We start from the raw sequence: 15720 nt of genomic DNA on the forward strand, positions 1-15720 counted from the left end.
AAGCGACCAAGGGGGCGGCCAAGGAAAAACACCTGATCTGCTGCACCTCTATAGTACGGCAGATTGGGAAACTTATATTAAACTATTCCCAATTTCTTTAATTCATCTAACAGATTTTTATATCTCTCTTTATTGTTATCAAAAATAATATCGTTAATTATTGATAGTATCATTGCCTGTCCGCCCAATACCTGTTCCGAATCATATTCATCCGGCAATACCTCCCCTGATATTGGAATTTCTATTTCATTTATCCACCATTTGTCAATTTTTTGATATAATTCTAATAACTTTACATACAGCTTTGCATCTGTTTCATTAAAACCATTATTTAGATTTTTCAAAAGTTCATGCGTAATATCATTTCTTCTTTCCCGCAGTTCTTGATATAAATTATAATCTTCTTCTGTAATAGCATCTGTATTCATAAACCAGCGCAACGAAGCATTCTCTATATTTTTCTCTAGTGACCGCACTTCCTTTTTATATTCTTCTGTTTCCTCACAGCATAGTTCTCCATCCTTGATTAAAACATCACTGTAAAAAGTTCTAGGCTGTGTAATAATATAATCTTTTAAACATTCAAAATTAAGCACAAATAAAGCCGCAAAATTTATATTAAATTTCAAAACGTCCTCATTCAATATATTGTTCCAATTATCCAATCGTAAATATCCTCCTAAAGCACATTGTCCAACGCCACCCAATGCTCATCTGACATACTTTCTGCGAATTCTGTATTATTGATATAAAGACGGCTATCCTTATCACGAACAAATCCCCATTGAATACCTTTGGCTTTTGCATAATCTTTGAACGCATTGAACTTGTTTTCTATCTGACGGTCAATATTCTTATCTTTTCCCTTGAATTCACCGCCTTTGGTTTCAATAACCCAAACCGTTCCATCCTTCATTTTTACAATATAATCCGCATAAAATAATTTTTGTTTTTCAATTCCATTTGCATATACAATAGAAAAATACTGTTGTCCGGTATCGCCATTTTTATATACCCAGTCAATATCATCTCTGCCCTCGCAATACTGCTCAAACAGCATTTCACAAGTACTTCTCACAAGACTTGTGGCATAACCGGAGGTATATTCCTGATATGCATTGTTCAGATATTCTACTTCATCTTTGACTCCGGAATCATATTTAAAAAAATCCTGTTCCGGTATATAAAACATTGATGTCTTCGGGTAAAAATTAAAAGCGTTCTGCTTTGACATTTCAGCAGTAACTTCACGAAATTCCTCTTTTAACAAATGCTCATTATTGACTACAAATGCATAAAATTCTGCTGTATTAAGATTTAACAACTTCTTGCTTACGTTGCCACCCTTACGGAAAAGGCGTTCAAGCATCGTTTTTACTTTACCTGTTGACATGCCAATCGTTGTTTTTATAGCATCTACACTATGTAACAAATAAATACCATGCTTATGGGTATCTACTCTTTTGCGTGTTGTATAGTAATTTGTGCTTTCCGCCACACGATCCGTATAAACATACTGACCATATAATGCCCGTCCTAAAATTTCTTCCCCAAAGCGGTAACTTCTCTCCATAAATAACAATTTATTCTGTTTTTTATCTGCTCCCAATTTATATTTTCTGACAAGCGAATCATAAATCTTATTTAATACTTCACGCTCACCCAAACCATCAAAATCAAGGTCACGAATCTGTTTCTCCATAGTGAAGGTCTTGCATTTATCTTTCAGAAATAATCTGCGGGTTTCATAAGCCTTATCTATATTCGCAAGCAGTCCCGCCTTATATTTCTCATCAAACGTATAGACATAACAAAAATCTAACAAGTCATCTTCGTAATGAACGGCTTCCGGCATTCTACGGATACGTCCGATTGTTTGAATTTCAAAGCTTTCACTCATATTTTCTCGTAACTTGACAAGAATTTTGGCACGAGGGCAATCCCATCCCGTACTAATTGCCTGCTTCATAAGTAAAAAAACAGGAATACCATCATTCTGTGTCAGATTATCCGGCAAATCCTTCTTATCCTCACTCATCCATTTACTGACCATACCATTATCATATGTATAACCCATAGATTGCAACTTCTGCTCTACTGCGGCAACCATTTCCGGCTGTCCGTTTGGAAATTGAATCAAAACTAATGGACGTATGGTTTTCCCGACTTCAATATAACGGGCTGCTATTGCTTTTCTTTTGGCATCCGCAAGATCAAGAAGATAATCATAATCATTTGTAACTTCGACACCATCCGAAATTCCCTCGTTAACATAAAGTGCCTTGGTAATCAAACCTGCGTTTATAACATCTAACTCATCAACCTCTATAAACTCATATCGCTTATTTTCTATGGCTGTCGCACTGACACGGATAATATTCTTAGCTGCAAAAGCATCAATTATATTTTTTGCTTTTGCTGTGTTGTTGGAATGTTCCTCATCAATAATTACGATAAACGTGGTTCCACTCCTATGGGCATCCGCGATGCGGTCATATAAATTTTTGCGTTCACTGTCACGTATTGCCGTATTTCCTCTCTTTGTTACCAGTTCCCAATTAATAAACGTAGTGCTTTCCGCTGCAAAGCCGTTCAAAAGTGCATCAAAAAGATTCTGCGTATTACGATGCGGTGCAAACTTCTGCATTTTACTGCGGCTCTGTTCCTCTAAATCCCCTTTACCGGGACACAGCCAAATAAAAGCAGTATTGCTTTCAACATTGCAAAGATACTCCTCTATATAATCAATAAGAATAATCGTCTTTCCTGCTCCAGTTGGAGCCTTGACTGTAATGGTCTGTTTACTGTTTTTATCCACGGTCAGGTCAACAAGTTTTATTACCGTCTGTTCCTGAAAATCGAATAAATTTATTGTAAGTCCCGGATTTACCATGCTTCCCCAATCTCCCTTAACTCAAATTTAAAATAATAGTCCGGAATAATATACATTGGCACACTCCCAAACAAAGTATTTTGTGATGTGGTCAGCAAAACATCCTTTGAAATGTATAACGCTTTCATATTCGGATATTCGCTCCAGTGTTGTTCAAGGTCATCCGCCTCATCATCACTCAAAACAATAAGATATTCCTTATTATCAATCTTTATGCCATGTTCCAACTGAACCATTTCCGTAATATGTTTCAGCAATTCTGCGCTGACATCATCAGAATCTTTGGAGACAAAATCTGTACAGTAATATTTCAAATTGGCAGAAATACCATCAGAATAATCGCTACCATCAATTCGTTTTCCTGTAATAACAGTTTTTATTCGGGGATAGGTAATATCTTCGCATATCCTGTTTTCATTATTCGTGCATAATATAAATTTTCGATTCCCTTTATCAGCCTGATTCAATTCTAACACAGCCTGCGCTGTTGTTCCGGATCCGGCAAAAAAGTCAAGTATCAATGCTGCCGGATTTCTAACGGTAGCAATCTCAATCAAATATTTTATTAATCCTACAGGTTTAGGAAAACTGAACTTTTTACTTCCAAAAAGAGCCGTAATCTCTTTGGTTCCATCCTGTGTCATACCAACTACTTCCGATGGCAGATAGGTACTGGCAGCTACCAATCCAAAATCAGCTCCGGCTTTTTTCATATCATCATCTTTCCAATAACGCAACACCGGTTTCGAGATATTTAAAAAATCATAATCCCCCGGAAAAATAACTCTATTTTCATCATAATACTGTTGAAATGTGTCGATTGTAATTGCCCAACAACGCAACGGGTTTACAGGAAATTTTTCACCATTTTTAGGATTTACCATTGTATAATTACTGTTTGGTCTTTCTTCTATCGTCCTTTGCGTTGTCAAATCGTGAAATCTCCACGCTCTACCCGGAAAATCATCCGTTTCAAAATATTTTCTTTCTTTTCCCTTAACTGCTGCCATAAATGCACTATTTGCATAGCATAATATACTCTCGCAGTCCTGCGAAATTCCAAACGGCACATCCGACTTTGCCGTTCTCTTACGCCATGGAATATGGGCAACAAATTTATCTTCTCCAAAAATCTCATCACACAGCATTTTTAACGCCGCCTGCTCATTATCATCAATGGATATAAAAGCACATCCACTATCAGACAACAATTTTGCCGCTATATCCAATCGCTCCGCCATAAATGAAATCCACTTGCTATGACGATAACCATCTGTTCCATCCACAAATGCATCATCATATATAAAATCTTTATTTTTTGTATTATACGGAGGATCTATATAAATCACATCAATCTTCCCACGATGTGTTTTTTCTAATAGACGCAGACTATGCAGATTATCCCCTTCTAACAGAAAATTATAGTTGCCACTTACATCTGCATAGATTTCTTTATCCGTCACTTCCGTAAAAACAGGAATATTATCCTGCATCTTCACATCAACAGATTCTTCATGTTTTTCCCAAACTAAACCGTATTTCTTAGATGTAAGTTCATTTTCTATCTCTCCAAGCGCCGTTAGGATTTTATCATCCTCCTTATGCTCTTCCCGTATCCTATCTAAAGAAGTAAGCGGCTATTTGTTAGTGAAAAAACAATAGCCGCCTTTATTCAGCAGAAAGCCCAGTATATAGTAATATCCCCATTGAGATATACGACTTTTTCTATAAGGGTATGCACCAGGTCATAAAGCGCAGCATTATCCCCGCTTTCTATAACAGCTTCCAGGCTTGCAAGGGAGGCCGCAGCGGCTTCTTTTGACAGCTTCCCGGAGTTTGCCTCTTCGGCTTCTTCAATAGACTTTTGCACCGCTTCCCGTTCTTCCTTAAGGGCAGCAAGGCGGCCTTGTATTTCTTCCAGTTCCATAACCCCGGATTGATACAAATTAAGAAGGCGCGTAAGTTGCTTTTCTACGCTTGCAAGGCGCTCCTGGAACACCGGCAGGTCGGGCGCGGCTTCTTCGGCGCTTTCTTTGATAAGGGGATCGAGGGCAGCCGGATCGAGGGCGAGCTTTTTAATTTCTTCCAGCACCAGGGCGTCAAGTTCCGCCAGGGTAAGATGCTTTTTCCGATTGCTACAGTTTTCAGAGCGGATCATGGCCGGAGTAGAACGGCTTACAGAGTAGCACATATATTTCTTTACCCTTTCCCCGCTTTTTTTCTTCCAGGAGCGGACCGACATCCGGGCGCCGCAGTCCCCGCAGAACAGAAGGCCGCAGAGCAGCCCGTCCGACTCGCCATAAGAGCGCTTGAACGCCTGGAGGTTTTGGCTTAAGCGGTCATTGACAGCTTGCCATAGATCGGAGTCCACCAGGGGATCGTGCCGCCCTTCGTAACATTCTTCTTTCATTCTTACCTTTCCCATATAAACCGGATTACGCATAATACGGCTGATACGCCCGACGGCAGAATGGCGGTCAAGCCCAGGGAAAAGCCCGTACTTTTCCTGCACATACCCGGCAACCGCGCTCTCGCTTTTCCCGGAGGCATAAAGCCGGAACATATCCCGGACGGCTTTAGAGGTATACGGATCTACAATAAGGGCAAGTTTGCCGTTTTGTTGCATTTGGTATTGATACCCGATAGGAGCGCGTCCGGAGAAATAACGGCCTTCCTTAAGCCCGGCTTGCTTCCCCATCATAGTGCGGAGCTTTATATTTTCCCGTTCCATTTGAGCGAAAGCCGCCAGTATACCGACCATACACCGACCGAAGGGCGTGGCTGTATCAAAACTTTCCATAATTGAAACGAAGTTGCAGCCATTTTCTAAAAAGACATCTTCCAGCAGGACAAGCACGTCCTTCTGGGACCGGGAGAGCCGGTCGAGCTTCCAGACAATAACCTTTTTTACATAACCGGCCCGGACATCCTTTATAACTTTATTGATACCAGGCCGGTCCAGCGTAGCCCCGGAGTACCCCGGATCTATATGGACCGCGTTTACAGTAAAGCCCATAGCGGAGCAGTAGGAGCGGAGCCGGGCCTCTTGTTCCCCGACGCTATAACCTTCTTCCGCCTGTTCCGTTGTAGATACCCGGATATAGAGATCGGCAACATTATCCAGGGAGAATGGAGCCGGAGCCGGGCTTATATTTCTTTTATTCATAGATACACACCACCTTAAAAAAGGGCGCAAAAATAGCCCTAACTTTTTACTTGTGCTTTTAGCCAGGGCGATGTATAATATTCTTGCTCGGAATGTTTATACATGGCATTGATGTATAGTAACTATACATCGCCCAGCCAGCCCACCGCCCTCCTACGCCAATAGGATGCGGTGGGCTTCCTTTTTATTCTTCGACAATTTCTTTGTGGCAAAACTTTGCCGTTGCTTTCTTTGCAAGATAAAATAATTTTTTCCCTAAAAATACTACGAACTTCCAGAAGTAAATGCAAATCATACAGCAGACCCAAACCATAGCAACAAGAAGCCACCAGGTAAGATTGACAAGAGCAGCGATAAAACCGCCACCACCTTTTTTAGTGGACATTACTTTTCTATAGCGGAAATTTGTGCCAGGTATCCCAAGACTTAAGCCAATGCGGCCTTTTGAGTTTACGCTGACATGGGCACCTTTGACGCCAGCACTTAGACCAATGTTTTTCTTTCCGGTATTCAATCGAACACCACCACCTAAATTTTTAGATTTTCGGTATGTAAATCCCATTTTATAACAACCCCCTTTCTATTTTCCATACTATTAAGCTCCGGATTTTTCCCTTGCTTCCCTTTCGCGTTTCAGTTCCTGGCGATATAATTCTACTTTTTCTTCGTCTGAAAGTTCTTGCATTTCTTTTGAAGCAGGTGCTTCTTTAAACATTGTTTCCGGGTAGTTCGGATCCGCTTTAATTACGGCTGGATGTTCCAAGGCAACACGAGTTTCGCTAAATTTGGCAAACAGCTCCATAACAAAATCTAGTACAGCCTTCCGGTTTTCGTCCGGAAGGTTTAAATATTCTTCAATAACTAAATATTCAAATTGATTTAGGCTATGTTCCTTTGCCAGCATTTCCAGCCCGTTTTTTGGTATAGGCTGAAACATTTCTCCGGCGCCATTTCTTAACCAGTTTTCATTTACTTCAAATTCCCGGCAGATTGCTAATACCATTTGTTCAGTAATGCCGCGTTTTCCGCTTTCAATATTTGAAATAGCCGATCTTGTAACGCCTAATTTTTCGCCTAATTCTTCCATTGTGAGCGAAAGCGTTTTCCGCAATTCTTTAATTCGTTCATTCACAATTTACCCTCCTTTCTTACAGATAATAACATGAAAAGTTTTCAAAGTCAACAAAAAACTATTGACAAACGTAACAAAGAAACGTATGATAGGTAACATAGAAAACAAAAAACGCGTTATTGTTTTTCAATAAAGAATAAAAGGAGGACAAGACCATGAAGAAACGCAACGAAAATTATACCCCGAAACAGCTTGAAGATGCTACGACTTTGATTACGCTTTTGGGGCGAGCTTCTGAGGATGAGCGCCGGACAGCGATTATTGCGGCCAACGCTTTTATGATTGGTATGAGAGCAGCAAACAGCTTAAAAGGAACTCCGAAGAAACAGGAGGTATGAGGCATTGACACGGCAGAGCTTTGGCGGGCTGGCAGGTTGTCATAGTAAACATTTACGAGCAAACAAAAAATAGGAGGGAAACATAGCGTGAATAAATTAGAAATTGTATTAGACAGCCGGGAAGTGGCTGCAATGGTAGACAAAGAACACAGTAAGTTGTTAAGAGATATCCGAACCTACATTGAACAGATGGATGAGGCTAACAAAAAGGCATTTGAGGAAGGAAAAGGAGCCGAAGCCAAAATTGGATTGGGCGATTTTTTCAAGGAATCCAGCTACTTAGATGCCAACAACCAGAGCCGTCCATGCTACCAGGTTACAAAGAAGGGCTGCGAATTTATCGCCAACAAATTAACAGGAGTTAAAGGGACGGAATTTACGGCGCGTTATATTAACCGTTTTCACGAGATGGAGGATGCCCTGGAAGGGGAAAAAAATATTTACAAAGTAAAAGATACAAGCCTCGGAGAGATTACGAGCTTTGTCCGGGAAATGGATAAGGTCATGCGCGACCAGAACTCGCACCCTTCGGATATTGCGGAGGCGTTCAAAGAAGTTTGTGGACAATTCGGCATAAAGCTCCCGAAAAATTTTGTTAGAGAGCCGCAAACGATAGAAACAAATTATTTTCTGCCGTTTTCTGAAATAAGCGACTGCGATTAAGGAGGGCGCCGGATGATAAAACACATTTTAGCGGACGGTACGGAGCTTAAGAGCATAGAGGGGCGGACGATACCGCCCACCGGGAAAACCGAAGCCGTTTACAAATTGATTGCTTATTTTTTAGCAGGCCAGAAGCCCGGCACGGAAGCAAAAACGCGGACAAGCCAGGCGTAAGAGGGCAAAGAAACCAGATAGACAAGGAGGGATAAGAAGTGAAATACCAGGACTTAAAAGCAGGCATAAGAAGCTACCTGGAGGACGCCGCCGAAGATTTTTTTATGGTTGGTTACTTTCTTCGGCAGATCAGCGAAAACGCACTTTTCACGGAGGACGGCTATAAAAGCATATGGGAATTTGCAAAAGGCGAGTACGGCTTAAGCACTTCCAGCGCTTCACGTTTCATGGCCATTAACGCCCGCTTTTCCATTGACGGCGGGGAGCATATGGCGGAGAAGTACATCGGGATGGGCGTAAGCAAGCTGCAGGAAATGTTAGGCTTGCCGGACGAGGAACTCGAAAAGGTAACGCAGGAAACAACGGTCCGGGAGATACGCGCCATGAAGAAAAGGCAGGAGGCGCCGCGTTCCTTCTACGGCTTTCCGAAAACGGAGCGCCCGGAAGGTTCCTTACTTACCACACCAGGATGCGGCGACGGAAAATACGATTGCTTTTCATGTTGCAGGGAGTGCGCCATAAGGCAGGAACCCAGGCACTGCAGAACCGCCCCGCTGGGGAACCCGTTCCCTTGTACCAGGGTAAACAACGAAGAATGGAAAAAGAATATAGCCTACAGCCTTTACAAAGACGAGTGCCAGCTTTTACACCCGGAACTCGCCCCGGTACGGGAAGGCGACAAAGAGCCAGACCCCTGCTGCCTTAATTGCACAAATAAAACTTGCTTCAACCGTTGCGACGTCGCAAAGAAAAAGGACGAGGACGAGAAAAAGCAGGCCCAGGAGGAACTGCGGAAGCAGCGGCGCGAGGCCGAAGCAAAGAGGCCGGAACCTTCCGACCGCGATATAAAAGCCTTTTACGACTGGGCCGGTATTAAGACCACGGACAACATCACGGCGGAGGACTTAAAGAAGCGGTACAAAAACGCAGGAGGCGGAGGCGGCAGGGGAGCCGCGCTGCAGGATTACACCGGGAGCGCCAGGGGCATCCGGATCAATTACAAGAAAGAGCTTACCTGGGTGCAGATTGCTAAACGGATTAAGGAGATCCAGGAGGCGGAGAAAAAGAAGGCCGACTTTGTGGAGCGTTCCAACGGGGCGCAGAAAAACGTCCGCGACCTTATTAAGCAGCAGGAGGAAAAGCGCCGGATTGAGGCTGAGGAAAAGAAGGCAGCCAGGGCCGCCGCGAAGCTGCAGGCAGAGGCGGAGGAACCGGGAAAGCCGGAAATCATAGACGGCGATTTTCGGGAGGTTGAGAGCAGCGAAGAACAGCCCATCACCACCCAGGAGCCGGAGCCGGTACTTTGCGACACTTGCGAGCATGAGGGAGAGTGCGCAGGCAAAAAGACCCACGAGAACGGCTGCATGGGGTACGAGGAAAAGGCCCAGGAGCTGGAGGCCGAAGCAGAACCGAACCCGGAGGAATACGCCCGCTTTGATGTTGAGTCAATTCTTAAGAAAGAAAAAGGCTACCTTGACGGAGGCCGCGAGGCAGACTGCCCGGCGAAGTTCATTAAAGAGCATAAGATCCTGGTTGACGCCTTAACCCTTTTACTTGAAAAGATGGACGCCGAAGGAGGTGCGGAGGATTGACGCGCAGAGAATACCGCAGACGGAGAAGGCGGAGGGCGCGGCGCCGGTACTTGATAAAGCGGATAGCAATAAGCAGCGCCTTTCTATTGGCAACCGGAAGCGTGTTCTTTTCAGTATACGCTGTGACGAACCAGGAGCGCCCAGCATTGGAGGAAACGGAAGCGGTCGGGGAAATGCCCACCATAGCGCCGGAAGCGCCTACAGAGGCGCACAGCGAGGCGCAGGAGGGGAAGGACTTAGGCTGGACAGCCGCCGAGGAATACAAGGCCGCAAGGATGGCCATGGCGGAGGCGGAGGGCGAGGACACCGAAGGGAAAGCGCTTGTTATTCTTGTAATTTATAACCGGCAGCACTCCGGGAAGTTCCCGGACACCGTAGGCGGCGTTATTTCCCAGGAGAACGCCTTTACTTCCTACCATAACGGCAGGTACGACCGAGTAAAGCCGGATGCGGACTGCTGGGCGGCGCTTGACTTGATACAGATCCAGGGCTGGGACGAAAGCCAGGGGGCGCTATACTTCGAGCGGACGCCGGAGGACGAGGAAAGCACCTGGCACAGCCGGAACCTTGAACGGCTTTTCATACACGGGAACCATACATTTTATACAGAGAAGGAGGCGAAAGCAAATTGAAGATGGCCATGAAGGAAGGGCAGATCCTTATAAAAGACGCCGATAACACACAATTCACGATTATTAAAAGCTGGGGCAAGATGAAGTGGAGCAAAGCAGAGCGTATGTTTTACGGCCCGGCAGAGATTGAGCTTTTAAACAAGCTGGCCGGAATAGTACGGCTTCCGGGACCCATTGAGGCGGAGCGGCAGCGGCTTAATATTATCTCCCAGGCAGTAGACGCGGAGCGCATGAAGCCGGAGCCGGAACCGCTTTACAAGTACCCGGTAAAGTTTCCCCTTTACAAGCACCAGACCAGGGCGGCAAACATGGCTCTTATTACTTTCGGATTAGTACCGCCGCCGGAGGATAAGGAGGGCGGTCATGGAAGCATTAAACAGTAAAGAGCGCAAATTTGCGGAAGAAAACCACGGGCTTATATATTCTTTCTTGAATTACTACCGGCTTTCCGAAGCGGAGCATTACGACATATGCGCCATAGCTTACCTGCAGGCGGTAAAGGATTGGCACAGAAAGCCGGGGCTCCGGGACAAGTATAAGTTTTCAACGATTGCCTTCAAAAAGATGGAGTCCGCAAAAATAAAGAAATACCACGCGGACCGGCTGAGGGACTCTTACATATTATTCAGCCTTAACGACCTTAACGCGGAGGGTAACGAGTACCTGGGACAGATTGCGGATCAGCGCGACGCCATCCGGGAGATTGAGGACCAGCAGAACATAGAGAACCTTTTAAACGAGGTTATGCCAGCACTTACGGAGCGGCAGCGAAAGCACCTTATAAGGGCAGTAAAAGGCGAAACGCCCGTAGAGATTATGCGGGGCGGCCATACGGCAATAACGGAATTTTGGAAAGACAGAGAGCGCATAAAAAAGGCAGTATCCGCAGTTTTTGTGCGGGGGGGGTATTGAGGCGTGGGGCGGGCGGGTGTTGTTGAGCTATTAAGGCTTTAAGCCTTGATATAAATAAAAAACGAAAAGGAAGGTATAAGCAGAATGAGCAAAGTAAAAGTATTGATTGAACACGAGGACGGCCACAAACAGGAGCTTAACGGCGATACGGTTATCTGCTTCACGGTAAGCAAGACCGGGGAGTTTTTGAACGGGAAGGCGCAGTTTATAGACGCGCAGACAGCATTTATCGGCAGAGAAATCCCCGCCCCGATTTACCCGGACACAATAGGGAGCCTCGTCGCTTCCACGATTGAGAAAAGCAGCGGAAACGCCGCAAGGGCGGGCTTCAACCTTCACATGGTGGCGCAGATTTTAGAGGCGAAAAGTAAAGAGGTTAAAAGCGGACTTACGGAGCAGGAGAAAAAGGATGCCATCGACAAGACCGTGGAAGAAATTTTAAAAGCCGTCATATTTGGCAAGTAAGGAGGAAAGCGGATGGCAAAGAGGCAGCAGGCCGCCGCCCAGGGTAAAGGCTTCGGGCTTTTGTTTGAAATGGGCTGCGGCAAAACATTAACAGCGATTGCAATCGCGGGGGCAGCATACGAAAAGGGAGCCATTGAAAAGGTTTTAGTGGTTGCGCCTACTTCGGTTTGCAGCGTATGGCCGAAGGAATTTAAGGACTACGCGGACTTTAAATACAAAGTAAACGTACTTTTGGGCGACAAGAAAAAGCGCCTGCAGGAGCTGGAAGCCCTTAACAATTTTCCTTTTAAGGCGCTTAAGGTTGCGGTCATAAACTACGAAAGCACATGGCGCGAGGGATTGTTTGAGGCGCTTCTTGATTGGAAGCCGGATATGGTTATAGCGGACGAGAGCCAGCGGATCAAGACGCCCGACGCCGAACAGAGTAAGGCCATGCACCAGATCGGGGACATAGCGAAGTATAAGCTCATTCTTTCCGGTACGCCGGTACAGAATGACGCTATAGACCTTTTCAGCCAGTACAGATTTTTAAACCCTAACATTTTCGGCTATAACTTTTACGCCTTCCGGGGGCGCTACGCCATTATGGGCGGCTTCAACCGAAAGCAGATTGTAGGCTATAAGGACTTAGATCAGCTTATCCAAAAGGAGCATAGTATAGCTTACCGGGTAACGAAGGACGAAGCCCTGGATCTTCCAGAACAAACATTTTTAACCCGGTATATTCAGCTTACAGGCAAGGAAAAGCAGCTTTACGACAAAATCAAAAAGGACAGCTTCGCAGAGCTGGAGAACGGCGGCATGATTACAGCCCCGACCGTACTTACAAAACTTCTGAGGTTGCAGCAGTTCACGGGAGGCTTTATCCAGGCAGACGAGGGAGTCAAGCCGGAGCTTGTTTTTAAAGGCAAACTAAACGCCCTGGAGGATATTTTAGAGGATTACGTTATAGGCGAAGGAAAGAAGCTGGTGGTGTTCTGCCGCTTCCGCCCGGAGATTGACTTAATACAAAAGTTGCTTGAAAAGAAAAAGATACAGTACCGGAGCATATACGGCGACATCAAGATCGACGACCGGGGGCCGATTGTAGCAGACTTCCAGAAGGATCCGGAAATAAAAGTATTCCTTGCCCAGATTGACACCGCCGGGCTGGGCATTACCTTAACCGCCGCCGATACCTGCGTCTATTACAGCGAAAATTTTAACTACGCAGCTTACAGCCAGAGCCTGGCCAGGATCCACAGGATAGGACAGCGGAACGTATGCACCTATATTCATTTGGTAGTAGAGAAAACCGTAGACGAGGTTATCTTAAAGGCACTTTCCAAAAAAGAGGACCTTGCAAAAACCATTGTGGACGATTGGAGGCAGTATTTTTGACTGAGGTTATAACAGTACCGCGAAAACTTGACGGAAAAGGCCGCTTAATTCTTCCGGGAAACTTTAGGGAAGCGGCAGACTTCGCACCAGATCAAGAAGTAAACGTATCACTTGCTTACATTGAAGGGGAAAAAGTTTTCATTATAGCAAAAAGGAAGGAGGAATAGCCATGTTAAAAACACCGAGCAAAAACCTGGTACCGGAACCGCATGAACGCTATTTTTAAGTACCCAGGAAGCAAGTGGAGCGTTGCAAAATGGATTATTGATTTTTTCCCAGAGCATCACAGCTATTTAGAACCATTTGCCGGAAGCCTTGCGGTATTGATGAATAAACCGCGAAGCCATATAGAAACCGTAAACGACTTAGACGGAAACGTCGTAAACCTTTTCCATTGGATAAGGGACGACCCGGAGAAGCTGGCACACGAGATTTATTTTACACCATACTCCCGGCAGATTTATGACGAAGCCTTTCAAGCGGTACCAGAGGACAGCCTGCAGAAAGCAGTAAATTTCTATATACGGCTTAATATGGGCCACGGCTTCCGAACAAACGGCGAAAAGGTCGGATGGAAAAACGACATCCAGGGACGAGAACGCGCCTACGCTTCCAGGGACTGGGTAACGCTTCCGGACAGAATTATGGAGGCGGCGGAGCGGCTCCGGGGAGTACAGATTGAGTGTAAGCCCGCCGTAGAGGTTATAAAGCGTTTCAACTTCGGAAACGTCCTTATATACGCAGACCCGCCTTACATTCTTTCCACCAGGCACGGAAAACAGTATAGGCACGAGATGGACAACACGGATCATGAGCAGCTTTTACTTGCATTATTGGAACATAAAGGACCGGTATTATTGAGCGGCTACGATAACGAGCTGTACAACGAACTTTTAAAAGGCTGGTACCGAAAAGAAACCGTTGCATATTCCCAGGTTTGCAGTAAGAAAAGGGAAATATTGTGGATGAATTTCAAGCCAGCAGAAACAAGGCAACTTACATTATTTGAATTGGAGGAATGACCATGCCAGAACATACCGAGCAGAAAGAAGAAATTGTAATTTGTAAGCATTGTGGCAAGCCGGAATATTGGGGAGCTATGCGCTGGCTTTCCGGCTGGTGCGCTTGCCGGAATTGCTACAGGAGCTTATGGGAGGACCAGAACCACAAGAGATACACCTGGGACGACTTAGACGGGCCGCGCCCGACCATGGAAGAATATAAGGAGCAGGAGGCGAGGAAATGCGAAAATACGAATTAAGCATAAGCGCAGATTACGTCCCGGAGTGGGGAACCACCGAAGCAATAAGGGAATATTTTCAAAATTCCATAGACGAGGAAACCAGGGACTCCAGCAATAAAATGTTTTTTGATTACGACAGCGGAACCCAGACCATCCGGATCGGAAACAAGCATAGCGACCTGGATATAAAAACGCTTCTTTTCGGAGTTACCACAAAGAACAAAGACAGCGCCATGATCGGGAACCACGGAGAGGGCTATAAGATCGCTACCGTTGTTTTACTTCGTTTAGGGAAAACCGTTGTTTTTCAGAATTACTGCCGCCGGGAAATTTGGAGGCCCAGGCTTGTAAAGTCCCGCAGATATGGCGGCGTTTTGGTTCCTACTTTCTTCGTAGAGCCGGAGGCAGTGTGGAAGAAAGTACCGGAGCATAGCTTAATTATTGAGGTCGGCGGGATAACACCGGAGGAATACCAGCAAATACAAGATTGTAATTTGCACCTGCAGGAAGGATATACCCACAGGGACACCAGCTACGGCGCAGTATTGGACGACGAGGAAAACAAAGGCCGTATTTTTGTAGGCGGGCTTTTCATTTGCAAGGAACCCAGGCTGGAAGATATAGGGATAGACTTTAAGCCGAAGGTCGTAAGATTGGAGCGCGACAGAAGCATGGTAAACAGCTTCGACGTTCAGTGGTACGCAGCCCGGATGATTGAGGAATTAAAGGACGCAGAAACAACCAAGCGGTCGCTTAATTCTTATAGCGGGGTATATATAAATTCCTACAGCGTTCCAAGCGGACTGAAAGACGAAATAGCCGAGGACTTCATAAACGAGCATGGAGCGAAAGCCGTGCCAGTAAGTAACCAGGCGGACATGGAGAAACTTAAGAAGCGAGGATATAAGCCCGTCATTGTTTCCGAAGCGAAGCGCGACGTCATACTTGAATCGGAGCTTTACGAAGAAATTAGGGCGGAGAACGCAAAGGAAAAAGAAAAAGCCCGCCCGCTTTACGACCGTTTCTGCGAGTTTGCGGAGAAGATCGAGGACAGGCTGGAGGAAAGCGAAGTAACCACGCTTTATGAGTTTTTAGACGAATTAGCAGAACTTGAAGAAAAGGAGGACTAA

General features: G+C 45.3%; 19 protein-coding genes. 13 read left to right on the forward strand and 6 right to left on the reverse strand.

What is annotated here, in order from left to right:
- Nucleotides 1-77: 77 nt before the first annotated feature.
- The 6 genes from NFS35_RS06705 to NFS35_RS06730 all read right to left on the reverse strand — a co-directional run bounded on the left by NFS35_RS06705 (nt 78) and on the right by NFS35_RS06730 (nt 7191).
- Nucleotides 78-665 (reverse strand): hypothetical protein, encoded by a 588-nt coding sequence (locus NFS35_RS06705; RefSeq protein WP_251206369.1) that lies wholly within the window; start codon nt 663-665, stop codon nt 78-80.
- A gap of 14 nt (nt 666-679) precedes the next feature.
- On the reverse strand, nt 680-2893 hold the full coding sequence (locus tag NFS35_RS06710) for a DEAD/DEAH box helicase (RefSeq protein WP_251206370.1): 2214 nt from the start codon (nt 2891-2893) through the stop codon (nt 680-682).
- Complete coding sequence (locus NFS35_RS06715; protein ID WP_251206543.1) at nt 2887-4386, reverse strand: site-specific DNA-methyltransferase; 1500 nt, start codon at nt 4384-4386, stop codon at nt 2887-2889. Before NFS35_RS06715 ends, NFS35_RS06710 begins: the two co-directional genes overlap by 7 nt.
- Nucleotides 4387-4565: 179 nt before the next feature.
- Nucleotides 4566-6059 (reverse strand): recombinase family protein, encoded by a 1494-nt coding sequence (locus NFS35_RS06720; protein WP_251206371.1) that lies wholly within the window; start codon nt 6057-6059, stop codon nt 4566-4568.
- 184 nt (nt 6060-6243) lie between these two features.
- Complete coding sequence (locus NFS35_RS06725; RefSeq protein ID WP_251206372.1) at nt 6244-6621, reverse strand: DUF4236 domain-containing protein; 378 nt, start codon at nt 6619-6621, stop codon at nt 6244-6246.
- Between the two features lie 33 nt (nt 6622-6654).
- Nucleotides 6655-7191, reverse strand: a complete 537-nt coding sequence (locus NFS35_RS06730) for a helix-turn-helix domain-containing protein (protein ID WP_251206373.1) — start codon at nt 7189-7191, stop codon at nt 6655-6657.
- A gap of 155 nt (nt 7192-7346) precedes the next feature.
- Here NFS35_RS06730 and NFS35_RS06735 point away from each other — a divergent pair, with 155 nt between their 5' ends.
- From NFS35_RS06735 to NFS35_RS06795, 13 genes are all read left to right on the forward strand, one after another.
- On the forward strand, nt 7347-7529 hold the full coding sequence (locus NFS35_RS06735; RefSeq protein WP_160260999.1) for a hypothetical protein: 183 nt from the start codon (nt 7347-7349) through the stop codon (nt 7527-7529).
- An 87-nt stretch (nt 7530-7616) separates the two neighbouring features.
- Entirely contained in the window at nt 7617-8192 is a 576-nt protein-coding gene (locus tag NFS35_RS06740; RefSeq protein WP_251206374.1) for a Rha family transcriptional regulator, read from the forward strand.
- A gap of 12 nt (nt 8193-8204) precedes the next feature.
- On the forward strand, nt 8205-8366 hold the full coding sequence (locus NFS35_RS06745) for a BOW99_gp33 family protein (RefSeq protein ID WP_251206375.1): 162 nt from the start codon (nt 8205-8207) through the stop codon (nt 8364-8366).
- Between the two features lie 38 nt (nt 8367-8404).
- Nucleotides 8405-9958, forward strand: coding sequence for a hypothetical protein (locus NFS35_RS06750; protein ID WP_251206376.1), 1554 nt, complete (start codon nt 8405-8407; stop codon nt 9956-9958).
- Nucleotides 9955-10590 carry a cell wall hydrolase gene (locus NFS35_RS06755; protein WP_103240148.1) on the forward strand — a complete coding sequence of 212 codons (636 nt, stop codon included), beginning with the start codon at nt 9955-9957 and terminating at the stop codon, nt 10588-10590. Before NFS35_RS06750 ends, NFS35_RS06755 begins: the two co-directional genes overlap by 4 nt.
- A gap of 2 nt (nt 10591-10592) precedes the next feature.
- Complete coding sequence (locus NFS35_RS06760; protein WP_242982447.1) at nt 10593-10973, forward strand: hypothetical protein; 381 nt, start codon at nt 10593-10595, stop codon at nt 10971-10973.
- Nucleotides 10954-11502, forward strand: coding sequence for a sigma-70 RNA polymerase sigma factor region 4 domain-containing protein (locus tag NFS35_RS06765; RefSeq protein WP_251206377.1), 549 nt, complete (start codon nt 10954-10956; stop codon nt 11500-11502). Before NFS35_RS06760 ends, NFS35_RS06765 begins: the two co-directional genes overlap by 20 nt.
- Before the next feature lie 84 nt (nt 11503-11586).
- On the forward strand, nt 11587-11967 hold the full coding sequence (locus NFS35_RS06770; protein WP_251206378.1) for a hypothetical protein: 381 nt from the start codon (nt 11587-11589) through the stop codon (nt 11965-11967).
- A gap of 12 nt (nt 11968-11979) precedes the next feature.
- A complete protein-coding gene (locus tag NFS35_RS06775) occupies nt 11980-13347 on the forward strand; it encodes a DEAD/DEAH box helicase (RefSeq protein ID WP_251206379.1) in 1368 nt (455 codons plus the stop codon).
- Nucleotides 13344-13514, forward strand: coding sequence for a division/cell wall cluster transcriptional repressor MraZ (locus NFS35_RS06780; protein WP_251206380.1), 171 nt, complete (start codon nt 13344-13346; stop codon nt 13512-13514). Before NFS35_RS06775 ends, NFS35_RS06780 begins: the two co-directional genes overlap by 4 nt.
- Before the next feature lie 42 nt (nt 13515-13556).
- The gene (locus tag NFS35_RS06785) at nt 13557-14369 is read left to right on the forward strand and encodes a DNA adenine methylase (protein WP_251206381.1); all 813 of its coding nucleotides are present in this window, start codon (nt 13557-13559) and stop codon (nt 14367-14369) included.
- 2 nt (nt 14370-14371) lie between these two features.
- Nucleotides 14372-14608, forward strand: coding sequence for a hypothetical protein (locus tag NFS35_RS06790; protein ID WP_251206382.1), 237 nt, complete (start codon nt 14372-14374; stop codon nt 14606-14608).
- Nucleotides 14590-15720 carry a hypothetical protein gene (locus NFS35_RS06795; protein ID WP_251206383.1) on the forward strand — a complete coding sequence of 377 codons (1131 nt, stop codon included), beginning with the start codon at nt 14590-14592 and terminating at the stop codon, nt 15718-15720. Before NFS35_RS06790 ends, NFS35_RS06795 begins: the two co-directional genes overlap by 19 nt.

The organism is Acetatifactor aquisgranensis (assembly GCF_943193215.1).
In the GTDB taxonomy this organism is placed as follows: domain Bacteria; phylum Bacillota; class Clostridia; order Lachnospirales; family Lachnospiraceae; genus Acetatifactor; species Acetatifactor aquisgranensis.

Bases quoted from the DNA above. Each gene is read 5' to 3' on its own strand.
- NFS35_RS06720 (WP_251206371.1), bottom strand. From the start codon at position 6,059: ATGAATAAAAGAAATATAAGCCCGGCTCCGGCTCCATTCTCCCTGGAT.
- NFS35_RS06715 (WP_251206543.1), bottom strand. From the start codon at position 4,386: ATGCAGGATAATATTCCTGTTTTTACGGAAGTGACGGATAAAGAAATC.
- NFS35_RS06785 (WP_251206381.1), top strand. From the start codon at position 13,557: ATGAACGCTATTTTTAAGTACCCAGGAAGCAAGTGGAGCGTTGCAAAA.
- NFS35_RS06745 (WP_251206375.1), top strand. From the start codon at position 8,205: ATGATAAAACACATTTTAGCGGACGGTACGGAGCTTAAGAGCATAGAG.
- NFS35_RS06765 (WP_251206377.1), top strand. From the start codon at position 10,954: ATGGAAGCATTAAACAGTAAAGAGCGCAAATTTGCGGAAGAAAACCAC.
- NFS35_RS06770 (WP_251206378.1), top strand. From the start codon at position 11,587: ATGAGCAAAGTAAAAGTATTGATTGAACACGAGGACGGCCACAAACAG.
- NFS35_RS06710 (WP_251206370.1), bottom strand. From the start codon at position 2,893: ATGGTAAATCCGGGACTTACAATAAATTTATTCGATTTTCAGGAACAG.
- NFS35_RS06725 (WP_251206372.1), bottom strand. From the start codon at position 6,621: ATGGGATTTACATACCGAAAATCTAAAAATTTAGGTGGTGGTGTTCGA.
- NFS35_RS06760 (WP_242982447.1), top strand. From the start codon at position 10,593: ATGGCCATGAAGGAAGGGCAGATCCTTATAAAAGACGCCGATAACACA.
- NFS35_RS06795 (WP_251206383.1), top strand. From the start codon at position 14,590: ATGCGAAAATACGAATTAAGCATAAGCGCAGATTACGTCCCGGAGTGG.
- NFS35_RS06735 (WP_160260999.1), top strand. From the start codon at position 7,347: ATGAAGAAACGCAACGAAAATTATACCCCGAAACAGCTTGAAGATGCT.
- NFS35_RS06790 (WP_251206382.1), top strand. From the start codon at position 14,372: ATGCCAGAACATACCGAGCAGAAAGAAGAAATTGTAATTTGTAAGCAT.
- NFS35_RS06775 (WP_251206379.1), top strand. From the start codon at position 11,980: ATGGCAAAGAGGCAGCAGGCCGCCGCCCAGGGTAAAGGCTTCGGGCTT.